This window comes from Nocardiopsis terrae (assembly GCF_014651695.1).
Lineage (GTDB): Bacteria > Actinomycetota > Actinomycetes > Streptosporangiales > Streptosporangiaceae > Nocardiopsis > Nocardiopsis terrae.
This window is the reverse complement of record NZ_BMXJ01000006.1, coordinates 286,741-306,072: the sequence shown is the minus strand read 5'-3', so window position 1 is coordinate 306,072 and position 19,332 is coordinate 286,741. Positions and strand designations below refer to the sequence as shown.

Sequence of the window (19,332 nt, the reverse complement as noted above, 5' to 3'; positions counted from 1 at the left end):
AGCGGTCGGCCGCGACGGCATACCCTCGAAGGGTGACGAACACGCTCCACGTCCGCGGTCCCGGTGAGGCCGCCGCCCGGATGCGCGAGGTCCTCGGCAGAGGGCCCGTGGTCGCGCTGACCGGCGCGGGGATGTCGACGGACTCGGGTATCCCCGACTACCGGGGCCCGGACTCACCGCCGCGCAAACCCATGACCTACCAGGAGTTCGTCGGCGACGCCGCGTTCCGGCGCCACTACTGGGCCCGTAACCACGTCGGCTGGCGCCACGTCGAGCACACCCGCCCCAACGACGGCCACCTCGCCCTCGCCGACCTCGAAGGCGCGGGGGTGGTGTCCGGGGTCATCACCCAGAACGTCGACACCCTGCACGGGGTCGCGGGCAGCCGCCGGGTCATCGACCTGCACGGGCGCTACGACCGGGTGATCTGCCTGGGCTGCCGCACGGTGACCGGCCGCGAGGAGCTGGCGGAGCGCCTCACCGAACTCAACCCCGACTTCGCCGAACGGGTGGCCGACATCGAGGTGGCCCCGGACGCCGACGCCGTGCTGGCCTCCACCGAGGGGTTCCGGGTGGCCGACTGCTCCTCCTGCGGCGGCGTCCTCAAACCGGACATCGTGTACTTCGGCGAGAACGTGCCCAAACCCCGGGTCCTGGAGGCGTACGCCCTGGTGGACCGGGCGTCCGGTCTGCTGGTGGCGGGCTCCTCGCTGACGGTCTTCTCCGGCCGGAGGTTCGTCAAGCACGCCGCCGGCCAGGGAAAACCCGTGGTGATCCTCAACCGTGGCGCGACCCGGATGGACGACGTCGCGGCCCTGACGGTCGAAGACGGCTGTTCCGAGGTGCTGCGCGCGCTCGCGGACGGCTACGGCCCCCGGGACTGAACGCGCCCCGGTCCGGGGCCGACCCCGGGGCCCTCGGCCGGACCGCCGCCCGCCCCGGCGCGTCCCCGCCTCCGTGATCTCCCCTGCCCTGCCGGTCCCGGGGACCGCGCGCGTGCGTTACGATAATGGTTATCGTTTTCAGTACTGGGAGGTTCTTCCCCGATGAAAGAAGTGACCCCACCCCTGCGCGTGGTCGTGGCCTCCGGGCTGCACCGGCTCGCACGCCGCAGCACCGTGGACGACCTCATCACCACCGTCCCCGGGTCCATCGCCCTCCACCACGACCTCGACGGCATCGCCGAGGGCATCGTCCACCGCGTCACCCGGGACCGGTGGGGCGTCCTCGACCACGGTCCGGTCGACCTGGACCACCTGTGCGCCTCCTGCACCCTGCGCGAGGACCTGATCCCCACCCTGCTGGAACTGGCCGAACGCGGTGAGCACACCCTGTGCGTGGTGGAGGCCTGGGACGGGGTCGAGCCCCGCTCGGTGGCCGAGGCCGTCGCCTCGCAGGAGGAACTGCGCCTGGCCGCCGTGATCACCGCGGTGGACTCCGAACGCCTGCTGCCCGACCTGTCCGGCCACGACGACCTGGCCGACCGGTCCCTGGACATCGCCGTGGAGGACGAACGGACCGTCGCGGAGGTCCTCGCCCACCAGATCGAGTACCCCACGGTGCTCACCCTGCACGGCTCCCGCCACCGCGACGAGGCCCGCGCGATCATCGAACACCTCAACCCGGCCGCCGTGGTGGTCCCGCCCGGCGGCGGGCTGGCCGCCCTCACCGAGGGCCGCTTCGATCCCGAGAGCGCGGCGAACCGGCTCAACCCGGCCTGGGCCCAGTACTCCGACATGTCCGACGGCCGGGTCAGCACCCTCGTGTGGACCCGCAAGCGCCCCCTGCACCCGGTCCGCCTGCACGAGGCGCTGGAGCGGATCGTGGCTTCGGGGATGCGCGGGCGCGGCCGGATCTGGCTGGCCAGCAGGCCCGACACCCTCCTGGTCTGGGACGCCTACAACGACGCCCTGATCCTGGAGAGCGGCGGGCCCTGGCTGGGCGCCCTGCCCGAGGCCGCCGCCGACATGGTCTCCGAGACCCGCCGGGCCTCCGCGCTCCTGGACTGGGACCCGGTCGTCGGCGACCGTCGCCAGCACCTGGCGTTCACCGGAATCGACCTGGACGCCGACCGGCTGGTCGAACTGCTCGACTCCTGCCTGCTCACCGACGGGGAGTCGGGGCGCCCCCTGGCCGAGGACCCCTTCGCCGACGCGATCTGAGCAGCCCGCCCCCGGAAGGGGACCGAACCCCGCAAGAGAAGGTGAGGAACACCCATGCCGCCCAAGGCCCGCCGCTCCACTGGGCGCGGCGCCCCGCGCAGGTTCGCCAACCCGCTGGGCGAGGCCGACCACGTCGACTACAAGGACACCGTCCTGCTCCGCAAGTTCATCTCGGAGAAGGGCAAGATCCGCAGCCGCCGGGTCACCCGCGTCACCGCACGCCAGCAGCGCCTGATCGCCGCCGCGGTCAAGAACGCCCGGGAGATGGCGCTGCTGCCCTACCCGTCCTCGGCCAGGCAGAACTGACCGGGGCCACCGACCGGACCAGAGCGAACCGGCCGCAGAGCCCGACCAACCGCAGAGCAACCACAGAGAAGGAGGGAAACCCGTGTCCCGTGTCTGCCAGGTGACCGGAAAGGCGCCCGGTTTCGGCCACGCCGTCTCCCACTCCCACCGGCGCACCAAGCGCCGCTTCGACCCCAACATCCAGAACAAGCGGTACTGGCTGCCCAGCGAACAGCGCTTCGTGAAACTCCGGCTGAGCACCAAGGGGATGAAGGTGATCGACGCCCGCGGCATCGAACGCGTGGTCGCCGACATCCGCGCCCGAGGGGAGAGGGTCTGATGGCCAAGAAGAGCAAGATCGCCCGCAACGAACAGCGCAGGGAGGTCGTCGCCCGCTACGCCGAGCGGCGCGCCGAACTGAAGCGGCTGATCAGGAGCCCGCACACCGGCGAGGAGGAGCGCGCCGCCGCCGTCGCCGAACTGCGGCGCCAGCCCCGTGACGCCAGCGCCACCCGGGTCCGCAACCGCGACGCCGTCGACGGCCGCCCCCGCGCGCACCTGAGGAAGTTCGGGCTGTCGCGCATCCGGTTCCGGGAGATGGCCCACCGGGGCGAACTGCCCGGGGTCACCAAGTCCAGCTGGTAACCGGACCAGCCCGGACCCGCCCGGACCGGACCCGAAGGCGGTCCGGGCACAGGCCGGGCCGACCGTTCGCGATCCGGTCGGTCCGAGGGTTCGGCGGGGCGTGCCCCCGCCTCCTCCCCGCCCCGTCGAACCCGCCTCGCGGTGCCGGTGCCCCCCGGGGCCGGTACCAACAGAATCCCTGCCACCGGAGCCCGGGAACCCGGGGAGCCCGAGGAACACGGGGCCCCGGGGACCCGCACGGGGCGCCCCCGGCGGCCTCACCCCTTGGGCGGGGCCGTACTGTCGCGCTCGACCAGGCGGGTGGCCAGCTCCACCCGGGTGGTCTCGGGTTCGTTGCCGTTGACCAGGTCGAACAGCATCCGGGTGGCCATCTGCGCCATGTCGCGCAGCGGTTGGCGGACGGTGGTCAGCGGCGGGGTCGCCCACCGGGCCTCGGGCAGGTCGTCGAACCCCACCACCGAGACGTCGTCGGGAACGCTCAGGCCCCGCTTGTACAGGACCTCGTAGGCGCCGCGGGCCATCTGGTCGGAGCCCGCGAAGATCGCCGTGGGCGGTTCGGGCAGGTCCAGCAGCTCCTCGGTGAGCTGTTTTCCGGTTCCGGCCATGAAGTCGCCGTGGCGCACGTAGCCCTCCGGGACGGGCAGCCCGGCGTCGCGCATGGCGCTGCGGTAGCCGTCCACGCGGGCCCGGCTGCACATGACGTCGGGCGGTCCGCTGAGCATGGCGACGCGCCGGTGCCCCAGGCCGATGAGGTGTTCGGTGGCGGTGAGCCCCCCGTCCCAGTTGGCGGCGCCCACCGCCGGGACCTCGCGGGCGGGGTCGCCGACGGGGTCCACGATCACCACGGGGATCCCGAGGGCGTCGAGCTGGGCCTGCTGCTGGGAGGAGAGTTCGGACAGCACCAGGACCACCCCGTCGGAGCGCCGGGCCTGGAGGTTGTCCAGCCACTTGCGCCCGGGCCTGCTGCGTTTGCGGTCGTGCACGGCGGAGACGACGACCCCGGACCCGGCGTCGTGCGTGACCTCCTCGACGCCGGTGAGGATCTCCATCGCCCAGGGGCTGCCCAGGTCGAGGAAGACGAGGTCGATCAGGCCGACGGGGCGCCGCCCCCGGTGGCGGCGCGGCTGGTACCGGTGCTGCTCCAGGAGCCGTTCCACCTGGCGCCGGGTGTCGGCCGCGACGTCGAGGTGACCGTTGATCACCTTGGAGACGGTCGAGACGGAGACCCCCGCTTCACCAGCGATCTCGGCCAGGGTGGGGCGTCGCTTCGCCATGTGCCTCCTCGTCGTCGGGGGAACGGGCTCCCCTGGGTTCTCTGCGGGGGATTCTATCCCGAAACTTTTCGGGATCCTACTCCGCAACCTCCTCGCAACCAGAGAGCCTCTTGACGGAAAACCGTGGACGGCTTAGCGTCAGCCTTCCCGAAAGCTATCGGAAACATTTCGAAAGCTTTCGGTTCCCCCCAGACCGACGGAAGAACGGTTCCACGCCATGAGTCGCACCCATCGGACACGTGTGATCGGCAGCACCTCCCTGGCCCTGTCCCTCCTCCTCGCCACCGGCTGCGGTACCTCCGGCCCCGGATCCGGGGAGACCATGCAGGTCTGGGCGCTGGAGGACGCCGCGGTCAACGAGATCGTCGAACAGGGCATCGAGGCGCACAACGGCTCGCACGAGACCCCCGCCGAACTCGTCACCTTCGTCAACGACGCCTACAAACAGCGCCTCCAGGTCGCGCTCGGCTCCCCCAACGCCCCCGACGTGTTCTTCAACTGGGGCGGCGGCAACCTCGCCCAGTACACCTCGCAGGGCCGGGTGCACGACCTCACCCGGACCATGGAGGACAACCCCGGGTTCCGGGACTCCTTCCTGCCCAGCGTCCTGGACGTCGCCGCCGTGGACGGCTCCTACTACGGGGTCCCGCTCCTCGGGGTCCAACCCGTCGTCATGTACTACAACAGGGACGTCCTGGACGGGGCCGGACTCGAACCGCCCAGGACCATCGACGACCTGTACGAGGCGATCGACGTCCTCCGGGAGGAGGGCGTCACCCCGATCACCCTCCCCGGCGCCCAGGGCTGGACCCAGCTGATGTGGTTCTCCTACCTGGTGGACCGGGTCGGCGGACCCGACGTGTTCCAGGCCATCTCCGACGGGGAGGAGGGCGCCTGGGAGCACCCCGCCGTCCTCGAGGCCATGGAGATGTGCCAGGACCTGGTCGAGCGGGGCGCCTTCGGCAACAACTTCAGCTCCATCGACTACGACAACGGCAGCGCCTCGGCTCTCCTGGCCACCGGCGAGTCCGCGATGTTCCTGATGGGCAGCTGGGACCTCGCCCAGCAGATGGAGAACAACCCCGAGTTCGTCGAGAGCGGCGCCCTCGGCTTCACCTCCTTCCCCGCCCTGGAGGGCGGCGCGGGCGAACCCGGCGCGATCGTCGGCAACCCCAGCAACTACTTCTCGGTCAACAGCGACAGCGAACACACCGAGGCCGCGGTCGACTTCCTCGTCGAGACCATGGCCTCCGACGAGTACGTGGACGAGCTCATCGCTGCCGGACAGGTCCCCGCCGTCGAGGGCATCGAGGACCGGCTCCAGGAGAGCGACCACGCCGAGTTCGCCACCTTCACCCACGAACTGGTCTCCGAGGCGCCGACCTTCACCCAGTCCTGGGACCAGGCACTGGCCCCGGACGCGGCCGAGGCGATGCTGACCAACCTCCAACTGCTCTTCCTCGGTGACCTCACCCCGGAGGAGTTCGCACAGGACATGGAGAGCCTCCGGTGAGAGCGTCCGCCACGGAGCGCCCCGGATTCGTCTGGGTCGCTCCGGCCCTGCTGTTCTTCGGCCTCTTCGGCCTGGGGCCCGTCGCCGTCGTGGCCTACCTGAGCTTCACCTCCTGGAGCGGCATCGGCTCCCCCGAGTGGACCGGCCTGGACAACTGGTCGGCACTGGCCGGGGACGCCCAGGTCGGCGGGGGCCTGCGCATCACGCTGACCCTCACCGCGCTGTGCTGGGTCACCCAGACCCCGCTGGCCCTGGCCTTCGGCGTGTGGGCCGCCGGACACCAGCGCGTGCGCGCGGTGGTGAGCGCGGTCTTCTTCCTGCCGCTGCTGCTGTCCACGGCGGCGATCGCCCTGGTGTGGAAGGCCCTGCTCGACCCGAGCTTCGGCGTCCCTGCCCAGGTCCGCGACGCCTTCGGGCTGACCCACAGCAACGTGCTCGGCAGCTCCTCGCTGGCGCTGTACGCGATCGTGTTCATCCTGCTGTGGCAGTTCCTGCCCTTCCACATGCTGCTGTACCAGGCGGCCGCCCGGCAGGTGCCGCAGTCCCTGTACGAGGCGGCCGAACTCGACGGGGCCTCCGGCCCGCAGCGCTTCCTGCGCATCACCGTCCCGCAGCTCAGGCACACCGTCATCGCCTCGTCGGTGCTGATGGTGGTCGGCTCGATGACCTACTTCGAGACCGTCCTGCTGCTCACCAACGGCGGCCCGGGAAACGCGACCCGCATCCTGCCGCTGCACATGTACAACCAGGGCTTCGCGGCCTTCCAGATGGGGTACGCGAGCGCGATCGCCGTGCTCCTGGTGGTTCTGGGAGCCGGACTGTCCCTGATCGTGGTGCGGGTCACCGGCTACTCCCGGATGACCAGCCAGAGGGAGGGGATGTGACATGGCCGCCCGAACACGGCCGATGACCGGCCCGGGCAGGAGGCCCGCCTACGGCGCCGGGATCGGAGCAGCCCTCTGGCTGGTCCTCGTGGCCGTCCCGCTGTACTACCTGGTCGCCACCAGCCTGCGCGGCCCGGGCGACTACATGTCCCAGGGTCCGCTGTCCCTCCCCGGCTCCCTCACCCTGGACAACTACCGCAACGTGTTCGAGGTCGGGTTCCTCGGATTCCTGACCAACAGCCTGATCGTGGCCCTGGGGTCGATCGCCCTGGTGCTGGCGGTGGCGGTACCCGCCGCCTTCGCGATCGTGCGCAGCCGTAGCAGGGCCGTCCGGGTGAGCTTCACCCTGTTCCTGCTGGGGCTGGCGGTGCCCGCGCAGGCGGTGATCATCCCGATCTACCTGATCATCACCCGGCTGAACCTGTACGACAGCCTGCCCGCGATCATCCTCCCCACCTCGGCGTTCGCCCTGCCGATCTCCATCGTGGTGCTCACCAGCTCGCTGCGTGACGTGCCCGGCGAGCTCTACGAGGCGATGGCCCTGGACGGCGCGCCCACCTGGCAGGTGTTCGTCCGCCTGGTGCTGCCGCTGTCCCGCCCCGGAGTCATGACGGTGGCGATCTTCGTGGGCCTCAACGCGTGGAACAACTTCATCTTCCCCCTGGTGCTCACCCAGAGCGAGTCCAACCGGGTGCTGCCCCTGGGGTTGTGGGCGTTCCAGACCCAGTACGGAACCGACGTGCCCGGGCTGATGGCGGCGGTGGTGCTGTCCTCGCTGCCGATCCTGGCCCTGTACCTGTTCGGCCGCAGGCAACTGCTGAGCGGTCTGGCCGCCGGTTTCGGCAAGTAGCCCAGGCGCGGGCGCCGTGTCCCCCTGCCCCGGGCACGCCCGTACCGTCCCGGCCACACCGGCTCCTTCCCGCCCGGGTCCGTCCCCGACACCCCGAGTCCGTCCCTGACGAAAGGCCGAGATGACGACCTCCTCCGCCGCCGGTGTCCGCGCCGGCACCATCACCAACCCGGTGCTGCCCGGCTTCCACCCCGACCCGTCGGTCCTACGGGTCGGCGAGGACTACTACCTGGCGACGTCGACCTTCGAGTGGAGCCCGGGGGTGCTGGTGCACCACTCCCGCGACCTGGTCCACTGGCGCCCCCTCGGCGGGATCCTGGACCGGGACCGCCTCCTCGACCTGACCGGGCACCGGGACGGCGCGGGCGTGTGGGCGCCCTGCCTTTCCCACCGGGACGGGGTGTTCCATCTGATCTTCACCGACGTGGAGAACTACGCCGGGGGTTTCTGGGACACCCCCAACTACGTGACCACCGCCCGCTCGGTCGAGGGGCCGTGGAGCGACCCGGTACCGATCCACTCGATGGGGTTCGACCCGTCCCTGTTCCACGACACGGACGGCCGGAGCTGGGTACTCACCAACGTGATGGACTGGCGGCCCGGCCGCGAGGCGTTCGCGGGGATCGTGCTCCAGGAACTGGACCCCGAGCGGATACGGCTGCTGGGCGAACCCCGGACGGTCTTCGAGGGCACGTCCGCCCGGGTGACCGAGGCGCCGCACCTGTACCGCGAGAACGGGTGGTACTACCTGGTGACCGCCGAGGGCGGCACGCAGTGGGACCACCAGGTGACGGTGGCCCGGTCCCGGGAGATCACCGGGCCGTACGAGGTGGACCCGGCCGGGCCGATGCTGTCCTCGCGCGAGCACCCGTCCCTGGGCCTGCAGAAGGCCGGACACGGGAGCCTGGTCGCCACCCCGGACGGCGAGTGGTTCCTGGCCCACCTGGCCTCGCGTCCGCTCACCGAGCGCGGCCGGTGCGTGCGCGGGCGGGAGACGGCGCTGCAACGGGTGGAGTGGGTCGAGGGGTGGCCGAGGGTGGCGGGCGGGGTCCCGCGCGAGGAGGTCGAGGGGCCCGCGTTGGCTCCGCACCCCTGGCCGGAGGCGCCCGCCCGGGACGACTTCGACGCTCCGGTGCTGCGCCCGGAGTGGAGCACGCTGCGGCGCCACGCGGACGAGGGGTGGGTGTCGTTGGCCGAACGCCCCGGGCACCTGCGTGTCCGGGGCGGGGAGTCGCCGTCCGGGACGCGTCGGCCGAGCCTGGTGGCCCGGCGGGTGCAGCACGAGCGGTGCGTGCTGGAGACCGTGATGGAGTTCTCCACCGACACCTTCCAGCGGATGGCCGGGCTGACCGCGTACTACAACATGCGGCAGTGGCACTACCTGCACGTGGGGTTCGACGAGCGGGAGGGGATGTTCGCCGGGGTGCTCAGTTCCGACCGCGGCCGGGTGCGCGAGGTCGGCGGCCGGGTGGACGTGCGGGGGTGGGAGAGGTTCCACCTGCGCGCCGAGATCGACGGGGCGGAGCTGCGCTTCTCGCTCTCCCGGGACGGCCGGGAGTGGATCGGGGTGGGCGGGGTGTTGGACGCCAGCATCCTGTCCGACGACTACGCGGCGGAGAAGGCGGCCGACGGTGAGACCGCCACCGTCTGGGGTTTCACCGGGGCCTTCCTGGGGTTGTGGGTGCACGACCTGACCGGGACGGGCTGCCACGCCGACTTCGACCACGCCACCTACCAGGAGCTGACGGGTTGAGAGCGGCGGAGAGCGCTCTCGTGGGGTTGCCCGGGCCGCAGAAGAGCGCTCTCCGTGTCCGCCGCGCACCAAGGGCTCTCCGCCACGGTTCGGCGCAGGCGAGTCACAGCCGGTCGAGCGCATCGAGCTGAGCGGGGTTCAGGCGCAGGCGCCGCAACTCGTCGAGCAACCGCGCGAGCCTGCCCTGCGGCGGGTGCACGCCCGCGAGCGAGAGTGCCGACAGGTGCAGGCGCAGGTCGTCGGCGACGGCCCGCCGCGCCGCGTCGTCGGCGTCAGGAGCGAGATCGACGAGACCGTTGATCGCGGCGAAGAACGAGGGGGTGTCCTTCAGGCCGTCGATCGCGGCGAGGCCCTCCTCCACAGCGGAGGTGTCTCCGCCGGACAGGTGCACCACGAGCATGGCGATGTCGGAGTCGAGCCTGGCGGCCTCCGCCGGAAGGCCGAACGCCCTGTGTACGGCGGACAGGGCTCCGACCACACCGTCCGCGGCCCCCGGGGCCCGCCGTTGCGCGCGCAGTGAGCGCACGCGTTCCCGTTGGGTCCGCAGGCGTGACATCCGGGCGTCGATGTCCGCCTCCACCCGGTCCAGGACCTCCGTGGCCCCGGCGGACGACTCCTCGGCCAGCGCCTCCTGGACGTCGGAGAGACCCACGCCCACCTCGACCAGGTGCCGGACGCGCAGGAGCCGGACCAGGTCCTCGGCGGTGTACCACCGGTACCCGTTCACCGACCTCGGCGGCTCGGGCAGCAACCCGATCTGGTGGTAGTGGCGCAACGTTCGCACGGTCACACCAGCCAGGTCCGCCAACTCCTGTGAACGCATCTTCTCCGCCTTCCAACCGACTTGACTACGACGCCACGTCATAGTTTGGAATGTGGTCCGGACACGCCCGCCACCACGGGTGGGCAGGAAAGGACTCGAACACCACATGAACGACCCCACGGCGAACCACGCGGACGCACTGTCCGATCGAGACGAACCGCAGCGGGCCGAGAACCTGTGCGCCGAAGCGTCCTACGTTCGGGCACTGCGGTCCAGGCCCCAGCTCTGGCGCACCGTCCTCGCCGTCGCCGTCGGCCTGGGGTCGCTGCTCCTCGTACTCTTCGTCGCGGTCGTCCCGGCCGGGATCGCGCTGGACCGTCTTCTCGGCGTGGACCCCTTCGACCCGGCCGATCCCACTGTCACCATCGGGTTCTGGCTGGCGGGCAATCTGCTGCTCGCGGCGCTGATCCCCGTCTCGGGCCTGGCGCAGTGGGCCATCTACCGGGAGCGCCCCCGATGGCTGTCGTCGGTCGCGGGCCGGTTCCGGTGGCTGGTTATGGCTCGCGCCGCGGTGGTCGTGGCCCCGGTCTGGATCGCCTACACGGTCGTGTTGCACCTGCTCATGCCGTTCGGGGCGCCCCAGTTCACGGCGGCGTCCACCATGCTCATGATCGTCGCGGTCGTCGTTGTCCCCTTGCAGTCGGCCGGTGAGGAGTACCTCTTCAGGGGGCTGCTCTTCCGGGCCGTCGGCGCCCGCTTCCGACGGCCGGGCGTCGGCCTGGCGGTCGCAACGGTGGCCACCTCGCTGGCGTTCGGTGCGATTCACGGTTCCCTGGACGGCTGGGCGCTCAGCTACTACGTCCTTGCCGGGGTGTGCTTCGCGCTGATGACACAGCGTACCGGCGGCCTCGAAGCAGCTGTCCTGGTCCATGCCGTCAACAACACCGTGCTGATGGTGTCGATGATCCTCGCAGACCGTCTCAGCGACATGGCCGTGGTAACCGGACCTGTACTCGTGGTGCCGATGGTCGTGATGGGTCTGGCCACCGTTGGCCTCTGGAAGCTGACCCCGAGCCTGCTCAAGCCCGTCTCAGCGGTCACGCCGTAGCAGCTCAGGGGAGGCCGCGACGCTTGGGGCAGGCGTCGATCAGCCCGTCGGCATTTCTGTTCCACCTGTTCGGGGCGACTCGCGGTCCGCGCGGTCCGGGCCGGCCCCATCCCCGCGTGCGCGGGGACGGGGCCTTTCTGACCTGCGGCTTCAGACGGCAGGAGCATAGAAATCTGCAAGTTGTGGCGACCCGGACACGGGAGGCAGAACCCCTGAACAATCCCATTACTCACCCGGGGACTCCTTGGTGCCGCCCGCCGACGCCCAACCTTCGGCCACCGGACCACGCCTCCCCACGCAGCACAGGCTTCAAGCCCCCAGGGCAAGCCGGACGCCGAGGGTGAGCATGAGAACCGCGATGGCCCCGTCGAGCACCCGCCAGGCACCCGGGCGGGCGAACACCGGACGCAGCAGCCGGGCCCCGAAACCCAGGGAGAAGAACCACACGAAGCTCCCGGTCACGGCCCCGGCCGCCCACCACCAGCGGGCGTCCCCGGCCTGCTGGTTGGCGACCGAACCGAGGAAGAGCACGGTGTCCAGGTACACGTGCGGGTTGAGCCAGGTCAGAGCGAAAGCGGTGACGAGCGCGGCCCTGGTGCCGGTGCGTTTCCGGGCACTCGTGCGCTCGCGGGTGGCGGCCCGGACCGCCGAACCGCTCTCCGTCGAACCTGACTCCGACCTCGGCCCCGGCTCCGTTCCGGGAACGTCCCCGGCGGGGACGCTCTCCGTGGGCACCAGGGCCTCGGCCCGCCCGGGCCGGAGGGCCCGCCAGGCGGCGAGCAGGCCGTACACCACGAGGAAGCCCGCGCCGAGCAGCCGGATGACCACCATCGTCGTGGGCAGGGCCTGGACCAGCCCGCCGATGCCCACGACACCGGCGGTGATGAGCAGCGCGTCCGACACCGCGCAGAGAAGCACCACCGCCAGGACCGTGTCGGACCGGCCCTCGATGCCGAGCCGGAGCAGGTACGCGTTCTGGGCACCGATGGCGACGATGAGCGCCAGGCCGGTGCCCATGCCCGTCAGTGCGGGGAGAAGGGTTTCGTTCACGGGAGAAGCCTCCCCCACCTGCGCCATACAGTAAAGCTAAACTTTCTCAGAACGCCTAAGCACTCCTTATGACCGCACGTCAGGAGCCCGTGGATGCCCTTCCAGTTCGACCACCTGCGCACACTGACCGCCCTCGTCGACGAGGGCACCTTCGAGTCGGCCGCCCGCCGCCTGCACGTGACCTCCTCGGCGGTCTCGCAGCGGGTCCGGACCATGGAGCAGACCGCGGGCCAGGTCCTGGTACAGCGAACCAACCCGGTGGTGCCCACCGAGGCGGGCGACGCCGTACTGCGCTACGCCCGCCAGGTGCTGCTGCTGGACCAGGACGTGCTGTCCGAACTGCGCCACGGCGGTGCGGAGAACCGCAACCGCGTGCCCCTGGCCGTGAACGCCGACAGCCTGTCCACCTGGTTCCTGGAGGCGCTCTCCGAACTCCCCCCGGAACTGGGCGCCGTCTTCGAGGTCCACCGCGAGGACGAGGAGCACACCACCGGGCTGCTGCGCTCGGGGGCGGTGATGGCCGCGGTGACCTCCACCCCCGATGCGGTGCAGGGGTGTTCCGTGGAGGGTCTGGGGGTGATGCGCTACCAGGCGGTGTGCAGTCCCGAGTTCGCCGAACGCCACGGGGTGCGCGGGGTCGAGGGGCTCAACGGGGCACCGGTGGTGAACTTCGACCGCAGGGACGACCTGCAGGACCGCTTCCTGCGCGACCTGACCGGGGAGGGTTCGCGCGGGCCGCGCCACTACATCCCGGCGTCCGAGGACTTCGCGCGCACGGTACTGCTGGGTTTCGGGTGGGGCGCGGTCCCCGAGCACCAGTGCGCACGGGACCTGGAGGACGGCAGACTGGTGGCGCTGGCCCCGGAGCACCCGGTGGAGGTCCGACTGTTCTGGCAGCGCTGGAACCTGCGCTCGCCGCTGCTCGACGAGGTCACCCGGTGCGTGCGCGAAGGAGCCGCCGCACGCCTGCACCCGATGTGATCCGCCCCGGCAGGTGCCGTCCGGCTACCGCGAACCCTGGGGCTCGGGGAGCACGGACAGGTCCCCGCCGGAAACCAGGCCGAAGTGGAGCGCCTTCTCCGTGAGCACGTCCACCCGCCAGTCCTGCCCCTGGCGGGCCTCCCCCGGTTCCACCTGGAACTTGTTCCTGAGCAGGTAGTCGATGTGGGAGTTCACCGCCGCCTTGGACAGGCCGAGCCGTTCGGCCACCTGGACCTGGGTGGGCGTGTACCGGGTGCCGGGGTCGCGCAACCGTGGTTCGCAGAAGGCGACGAGCACCCGGTAGTAGGTGTGCAGGCGGTCGATCCGGAAGCTGCGGACGTCGGTGTGCTCGGCGGCGGTGTCGTCCGGGTCCTGGGCGACGAACGGGTCCTCGCCCGCGCCGAGAACCAGGACGCTGCTGCAGGCCGCGGGTGCCATCACCAGGAAACCGTGTTCGCCCCGGCCCCCGGGGACGAGGACCCGGGAGGTCTCGAAGGGGACCAGCATCCCCTGGGTGTGCGGTGGGACCTTGAGGAAACCGGCGAGGCGTTCGGTGTTCTCCACGACGTAGGACTTGGTCGGGCTCAGGTTGCTGATCCGCCAGTGGTCGCCGCGCGCGATGATCTCCCCGGCCACCCGGGACACCGCCCGGTCCTCGTCGGCCAGCCGGATGTCGACCCGGCGGTTGCGTCCGCCGCGGCCGAAGGTACGGACCTGGCCCGCTTCCAGGTGGTGGGTGTCCAGTGGGGTGTCGCTGTCGTAGTCCTGCTGGACCGTGATGACCTGGTCGGGGTCCTCACTCGGGGGGAACGCGCGCATGTGCCGTCTCCAGGGGGCGGGGGGAGCCGCACGGGGCCGGGCCTGTGCGTTGAAGGATACTGCGTGCCGCGCTGGACGGCGGCGGATCTGCGAACCACGGCACCCGGACGACCTGCGCCGCCTCCGAACGGGACCGGACACGGGGCGAGGCGGTCATCGTGCCGTCCGCCCCGCCGCCGTAGTTTGGTGAGGGCACCGATCCGAGGACAGCGAGCGCATCGAGGAGAACCCATGGGCCTGGACGCGACACCGGTGGCACTGGGCAGGCACGGTGTGTGGCTGCCGCACCAGTACGTCGACGAGGACGTGGCCGCCGAGGTGGAGCGCCTGGGCTACGGCACCCTGTGGGTGGGCGGTTCGCCCACCTCCGAACTGGAGCCGGTGGCGACCGCGTTGGCGGCCACGTCCCGGCTGGCGGTGGCCACCGGGATCGTCAACATCTGGTCCGCGCCCGCCGAGGAGGTCGCCGACGCCTACCGGCGGCTGGAGGCCGCGTACCCGGGCCGGTTCCTGCTGGGGATCGGGGCGGGGCACCGGGAGACCGACGGCGGTGAGGCGGTCCGGCCCCTGCGCGGGATGCGGGAGTACCTGGACGTGCTGGACGCGGAAGGTGTCCCGGGGAACCGCAGGGTGTTGGCGGCGTTGGGGCCGAAGATGCTGGAGCTGAGCGCCGAACGCGCGGCCGGGTCCCACCCCTACCTGGTCACCCCGGAGCACACCCGCACCGCCCGGGAGGTCCTGGGCGAGGGGCCGTTGCTGGCCGTCGAGCACAAGGCTGTGCTGGGCGGGGACTCGGCCGAAACCCGGCGGGCCGCACGCGAGGGCATGTCCTTCTACCTGGGGATACGCAACTACGCGGCCAATCTGGCGCGACTGGGGTTCACCAGCGGGGATCTCGCCGACGGCGGAAGCGACGCCCTGGTGGACGCCCTCGTGGCCCAGGGGTCGGCCCGGGAGGCGGCCGCCGCCCTGGACGCGCACCTGACGGCCGGAGCCGACCACGTCGTGGTCCAGCCGCTGCCCGGCGAGTGCGACCGGCTGGGCACCCTGGCCCGGTTGTCCCCCGTGCTCTCCTCCTGAGGCCCGACCGACCCGCTGGGCCCGACCGCCTCGCGCGGGGGCGCTCCGCAGCCGGAGCGCCCCCGCGCCGCGTCAGGCACAGCTCGTCAGGAGCAGCTGTTGCCGTGGTCGGCCACCCGGAAGTCATCGCGTTGGAAGTTCCTGGCGGCGCCGGTCTACGGTGTGGCCATGGCAGACATCGACTCCCCGGACGGCCGGGTCCCCCTGCTGGGTCAACTCGCCGCTGAGGGCTGGTTCATGAGCATGGGCGAGATCGCGGCAACCAAATCGCTGACCTGGCTGGCGTCCGACCCAGGGCTGCGCGCTGCGATACTCGCGCACCTGGGGACACGGGCCGGTGCGGACCTCACCGGCGTGGAACAGTTCGTTCCAGAGTCGGTGCACGATGACAGGTCCCGACCCGACATCGAGATGCTCGACGCGGACGGACACACCATCGCCCTGGTCGAGGCCAAGTTCGGCGCGGATCTGACCGACGGGCAGGTAGCTGCCTACCTCGAGGTCCTCGACCGGCGTTCCGGACCCCACCGCGGTGCTTTGTTCGTGCTCGTCCCGCCAAGCAGAGCGGACGAGGCGCAGCGGACCCTCGAGCGGACGGTCAACGCTCGGTCCGAAGCGGTGGCACACGCCGTCGTCACCTGGGGTGAGTGGCTCGACGTGTGGGCTGCCGTCGCCGAGGAATCCGGTGAGGCCGGGCTCGCCGGCGACCTGCGCCAGCTGAGGGCCATGTGCCAGACGCTGGGCGCAGGCGTCGTACCGCCTCTCGCTGGAACCGCCACCGGCCGGGACTGGCAGGAGCGGGCGGGCGACCTCGTCACGATCGTGAACGTCGTCACGGCGCGGTTCCTGGGGTCCTTGCGTCCCCGCAGCCTGCCGATGCAAGGGGACCTGGTGTCGAAGCCGTGGACATACCGGTACCTGCCGGAGATCAGCCAGGAGACCTGGGTGCAGGTCGGGGTCTGGGGCAGGTTCGCGGACGAGGGGCTGACCCCGTTCTGGCTGATGCTCCACAAGGACGACAGGGGATCCGGCGGATTCCAGGCGGCCCTCCAGCGACTCATGGCTTCGGAACTGTCCCGCAGGGTCCGACGCGACGACGGACACGCCTGGGTACCCCTGGAGGTGCCCGGAGACGCCAGCGGACCGGAGTTGGTCGATGCCCTGGAGACGAAAGTGGGCGCCGTGCTAAGGATCCTGAAGCCGTGATGGGGACTCCACCGGTCTCTGCTCTGCTGATCGGCTCGGGCACCGCCGGAACCGTGTGCGCCCCGTACCCGACCGGCGCGGGCGTCCACCACTGACCGCCTCCACCTCTCGCGGCCTTGTAGTCCTGCACCTACAGGACTACAAGGCCCGATCCCGTCCGGTTCCTACCTCCCCGAACCGGTGGCGGAGCCGTCGTCGCCGGTGACTCTCGCCCCTCGTTCGACATCAGTCCTGGTAGAGGGCGTTCAACTGGTCGGCGTAGCGGTCCGCCACCACGCGGCGGCGGAGTTTGAGCGAGGGGGTCAGCTCACCGGTGTCCGGCCCCCATTCCCCGGTCAGCACCCGGTACCGCTTGACCTGTTCGGCCCGGCTGAGGCGGGCGTTGGCGGTCTGGACGGCGCGGTCGACCTCGGCGAGGACCTCCGGATGTTCGGCCAGTTCCTCCCCCTGCACCTCGATGCCCTGGGACGCGGCCCACAGCGGGGTCAGTTCCGGGTCGAGCACCAGGAGCGCCACCAGGTAGGGCCGGTGGTCGCCGTGCGCGAAGGCCTGCCCGACCAGCGGGTGCTCCTTGAGGGTGTTCTCCACCAGTGCCGGTGAGACGTTCTTGCCGCCGGAGGTGACGATGAGTTCCTTCTTGCGGTCGGTGATCCACAGGAAGCCGTCCTCGTCGACCCGGCCCACGTCGCCGGTGGCGAACCAGCCCTCCTCGTCGGTCTCGGGACGCACCGACCCGTCCGGCTGGAGGTAGCCGTCGAAGAGGGTCTCGCCGCGCAGGAACACCTCGCCGTCCTCGCCCAGCCGCATCTGGACGCCCTCGATGGGTCGGCCCACCGAGCCGAGCCGGAAGCTTCCGGTTCCGGGCACGTTCATGGTGGCCACGCCCACGGACTCGGTGAGGCCCCAGGCGTCCATGACGACGATGCCGAGGGAGGCCCAGAAGCGGACCACGTCCAGGGGCATGGGCGCCGAGGCGCTGGAGGGCAGGACCACGCGGTCCAGGCCCAGTTTGGCGAGGAGGGGTTCGAGGACGGCGGAGCGGGCGCCCCGGTAGCGCTGTTCGAGGTCGGCGGGGACCTCGCCGTCGCGTTCGAGGTGTTCGACGTAGGCGGTGGCGACCGCCCGGGCCCGGTCGACGGCCTGGCGCTGCTCCTCGGGCAGGCCGGCCAGGACCGCCTGTACCGCCCCGGCGAACTTCTCCCACACCCGGGGCACGCCGAGGAAGTGCGGGGGACGCACGTGCGGCAGGACCCCGGCCACAGCGGTGGGGTCGGCGCACATCCACACGTGGGAGACGCGCACCAGCGGCATGTACAGGCCCAGTAGCCGTTCGGCGATGTGGGCCAGGGGCAGGTAGCAGACGTGGGCGGGGTTCTCCGGTACCTCGATGGCCCGGTCCAGGGCGTTGGCCTGGGCGAGGACGCTGCGGTGGGAGATCGCCACGCCCTTGGGGTCACCGGTGGTGCCGGAGGTGTAGACGACGGTGGCGAGGGAGTCGGGGGTGAGGTCGCGCCACCGGTCGGCGGCACCCGCGGGGGCGGTTGCGGTGAGGGCGGCGTAGGGGGTGTGGCCGCGGTCGGGGTCGGCGCCCTCGACGACGACGAGGTGTTCCAGGGGTGTGTCCGGGTCCTTGAGGAGGGTCTCCCAGTGGGCGGCGGTCTCGGCGCTCTCGACCACGGCCAGGCGGGCGCGGCTGTGCCGGGCGATGTGGGTGACCTGTTCGGGTGCGGAGGTGGAGTAGACGGTGCTGGGGACGGCGCCGGTGTGTACCAGGGCCAGGTCGGAGAGCCAGTGTTCGGGCCGGTTGCCCATCATGATGAGGGCGTGGTCGCCGGGGCGGACGCCGAGGGCGGCGTACCCCTCGGTGAGGGCGGTGACGGTGTCGTGGACCCGAGCCCAGGTGAGGGTGGTCCAGTCGGCGGCCCCGGGTGCGCGCCAGGACAGGGCCGGCCGGTCGGGGTACTCCCGGGCGTTGCGCAGGAGGAGTTCGGGAAGGGTGCGGTACGTGGGGGCGTCCGCGGTGCCGGGTACGGAGGTCATGGGTGCTCCTGAACGGCTTCCTCGAAGATGTGATCTGGGACACACGAGAGCCTAGCCATTCGGGGCCCCCAGGAAAAGCACTCGCGTTTCCCGGACCACCGAAAAAGAGCCCTTGAGCCCCATCAGCCCCACAAGACATAAAGGGGCGGGGAATTCATTGGGGCGGCTTCCCTGCCACTCCAGCTTCCCCGGCCACGCCGGAGCCGTTCCCGGTCGAACGCCGAGGCGCGGCTTCCGACCCGGGAGGAGCCCGGCCCGGGCACGGAATCCGTGGGCCCGATGACGTGCCACCGGTTCGCTCGGCACGGGGCCGCGGGTTCGGGCGAGAACGCTTTCCCGGAGCGGATCAGGGGAAGAATGCGACAACACCCCTTTTCCCGCGCGGAACCACCGGATTCCCCCGCTCCCGTGCCGCCCCCGCACGCGGAGGACCCCGAAGCCTGGACAGTTCGGAAACCGGGGTGCTACCCATGGGTAACACCTGTGGGTAACCGCCGGTAACACCCCAGCCCGACCTGCCAAGGAGCCACCCCCATGCCCGACTTCTCCCTCCAGCTGCCCGAAGAGATCAGCGACGTCCGGGACTGGACCCACGGGTTCGCCGCCGACGTCATCCGCCCCGCCGGGGCCGAGTGGGACGAACGCGAGGAGACCCCCTGGCCGATCATCCAGGAAGCCGCCAAGATCGGGCTGTACTCCCTCGACTTCTTCGCCACCCAGGCCTTCGAGGAGAGCGGCCTGGGCATGTCGGTGGCCATCGAGGAACTGTTCTGGGGCGACTCCGGCATCGGCCTGTCCATCATGGGCACCGGCCTGGCCGCCGCCTCACTGAGCAAGACCGGCACCCCCGAGCAGGTCGGTGAGTGGGCGCCGCAGATGTTCGGCACCGCCGACGACGTCAAACTCGCGGCCTTCTGCG

Annotated in this window: 19 protein-coding genes; 14 read left to right on the top strand and 5 right to left on the bottom strand. The window is 71.2% G+C overall.

All coding sequences use genetic code 11. The features are described from left to right. The first annotated feature begins 32 nt into the window (after positions 1-32). The 5 genes from IE195_RS18510 to rpsN all read left to right on the top strand — a co-directional run bounded on the left by IE195_RS18510 (position 33) and on the right by rpsN (position 3,092). Positions 33-884, top strand: a complete 852-nt coding sequence (locus IE195_RS18510; protein ID WP_191273163.1) for an NAD-dependent protein deacetylase — start codon at positions 33-35, stop codon at positions 882-884. A gap of 162 nt (positions 885-1,046) precedes the next feature. After that, positions 1,047-2,162: a CobW family GTP-binding protein gene (locus tag IE195_RS18505; RefSeq protein WP_191273161.1), complete on the top strand. Its 1,116-nt coding sequence runs from the start codon at positions 1,047-1,049 to the stop codon at positions 2,160-2,162. Between the two features lie 54 nt (positions 2,163-2,216). After that, positions 2,217-2,468, top strand: coding sequence for a 30S ribosomal protein S18 (rpsR, locus tag IE195_RS18500; RefSeq protein ID WP_191273159.1), 252 nt, complete (start codon positions 2,217-2,219; stop codon positions 2,466-2,468). Between the two features lie 82 nt (positions 2,469-2,550). Beyond that, entirely contained in the window at positions 2,551-2,787 is a 237-nt protein-coding gene (rpmB, locus tag IE195_RS18495) for a 50S ribosomal protein L28 (RefSeq protein ID WP_191273157.1), read from the top strand. Next, positions 2,787-3,092 carry a 30S ribosomal protein S14 gene (rpsN, locus tag IE195_RS18490; RefSeq protein ID WP_191273155.1) on the top strand — a complete coding sequence of 102 codons (306 nt, stop codon included), beginning with the start codon at positions 2,787-2,789 and terminating at the stop codon, positions 3,090-3,092. The genes rpmB and rpsN overlap by 1 nt, the downstream gene beginning before the upstream one ends. Before the next feature lie 257 nt (positions 3,093-3,349). On the opposite strand, the gene IE195_RS18485 is transcribed toward rpsN, so the two are convergent. Further along, on the bottom strand, positions 3,350-4,366 hold the full coding sequence (locus IE195_RS18485; RefSeq protein WP_191273153.1) for a LacI family DNA-binding transcriptional regulator: 1,017 nt from the start codon (positions 4,364-4,366) through the stop codon (positions 3,350-3,352). A gap of 217 nt (positions 4,367-4,583) precedes the next feature. On the opposite strand from IE195_RS18485, the gene IE195_RS18480 reads away from it, so the two are divergent. The 4 genes from IE195_RS18480 (at position 4,584) to IE195_RS18465 (ending at position 9,366) form a co-directional block, all read left to right on the top strand. Further along, positions 4,584-5,879: an extracellular solute-binding protein gene (locus IE195_RS18480; protein ID WP_191273151.1), complete on the top strand. Its 1,296-nt coding sequence runs from the start codon at positions 4,584-4,586 to the stop codon at positions 5,877-5,879. After that, positions 5,876-6,763 carry a carbohydrate ABC transporter permease gene (locus tag IE195_RS18475; RefSeq protein WP_191273149.1) on the top strand — a complete coding sequence of 296 codons (888 nt, stop codon included), beginning with the start codon at positions 5,876-5,878 and terminating at the stop codon, positions 6,761-6,763. Before IE195_RS18480 ends, IE195_RS18475 begins: the two co-directional genes overlap by 4 nt. A gap of 1 nt (position 6,764) precedes the next feature. Continuing rightward, positions 6,765-7,613, top strand: a complete 849-nt coding sequence (locus IE195_RS18470; protein WP_225942365.1) for a carbohydrate ABC transporter permease — start codon at positions 6,765-6,767, stop codon at positions 7,611-7,613. Between the two features lie 121 nt (positions 7,614-7,734). Further along, a complete protein-coding gene (locus IE195_RS18465; protein WP_191273147.1) occupies positions 7,735-9,366 on the top strand; it encodes a glycoside hydrolase family 43 protein in 1,632 nt (543 codons plus the stop codon). Positions 9,367-9,469: 103 nt separating this feature from the next. Here IE195_RS18465 and IE195_RS18460 read toward each other — a convergent pair whose 3' ends face one another. Beyond that, positions 9,470-10,189, bottom strand: a complete 720-nt coding sequence (locus tag IE195_RS18460) for a MerR family transcriptional regulator (RefSeq protein WP_191273145.1) — start codon at positions 10,187-10,189, stop codon at positions 9,470-9,472. 106 nt (positions 10,190-10,295) lie between these two features. Here IE195_RS18460 and IE195_RS18455 point away from each other — a divergent pair, with 106 nt between their 5' ends. Next, the gene (locus IE195_RS18455) at positions 10,296-11,237 is read left to right on the top strand and encodes a CPBP family intramembrane glutamic endopeptidase (RefSeq protein WP_191273143.1); all 942 of its coding nucleotides are present in this window, start codon (positions 10,296-10,298) and stop codon (positions 11,235-11,237) included. Between the two features lie 309 nt (positions 11,238-11,546). On the opposite strand, the gene IE195_RS18450 is transcribed toward IE195_RS18455, so the two are convergent. Further along, on the bottom strand, positions 11,547-12,287 hold the full coding sequence (locus IE195_RS18450) for a LysE/ArgO family amino acid transporter (protein WP_229826293.1): 741 nt from the start codon (positions 12,285-12,287) through the stop codon (positions 11,547-11,549). A gap of 93 nt (positions 12,288-12,380) precedes the next feature. On the opposite strand from IE195_RS18450, the gene IE195_RS18445 reads away from it, so the two are divergent. Then, entirely contained in the window at positions 12,381-13,268 is an 888-nt protein-coding gene (locus IE195_RS18445) for a LysR family transcriptional regulator ArgP (protein WP_191273138.1), read from the top strand. A 24-nt stretch (positions 13,269-13,292) separates the two neighbouring features. On the opposite strand, the gene IE195_RS18440 is transcribed toward IE195_RS18445, so the two are convergent. Then, positions 13,293-14,087, bottom strand: coding sequence for a winged helix-turn-helix domain-containing protein (locus IE195_RS18440; RefSeq protein ID WP_191273136.1), 795 nt, complete (start codon positions 14,085-14,087; stop codon positions 13,293-13,295). 231 nt (positions 14,088-14,318) lie between these two features. Here IE195_RS18440 and IE195_RS18435 point away from each other — a divergent pair, with 231 nt between their 5' ends. Both IE195_RS18435 and IE195_RS18430 read left to right on the top strand, forming a co-directional pair. After that, positions 14,319-15,167 (top strand): LLM class F420-dependent oxidoreductase, encoded by an 849-nt coding sequence (locus IE195_RS18435; protein ID WP_191273134.1) that lies wholly within the window; start codon positions 14,319-14,321, stop codon positions 15,165-15,167. A gap of 168 nt (positions 15,168-15,335) precedes the next feature. After that, the gene (locus IE195_RS18430; RefSeq protein ID WP_191273132.1) at positions 15,336-16,373 is read left to right on the top strand and encodes a PDDEXK-like family protein; all 1,038 of its coding nucleotides are present in this window, start codon (positions 15,336-15,338) and stop codon (positions 16,371-16,373) included. A 225-nt stretch (positions 16,374-16,598) separates the two neighbouring features. Here the strand turns inward: IE195_RS18430 and IE195_RS18425 are convergent, their stop codons facing one another. Beyond that, positions 16,599-18,413 (bottom strand): AMP-dependent synthetase/ligase, encoded by a 1,815-nt coding sequence (locus IE195_RS18425; protein WP_191273130.1) that lies wholly within the window; start codon positions 18,411-18,413, stop codon positions 16,599-16,601. A gap of 534 nt (positions 18,414-18,947) precedes the next feature. Between IE195_RS18425 and IE195_RS18420 the strand changes: the two genes are divergently transcribed. Next, the coding region (locus IE195_RS18420) for an acyl-CoA dehydrogenase family protein (RefSeq protein ID WP_191273128.1) at positions 18,948-19,332 on the top strand (385 nt) is incomplete at its 3' end.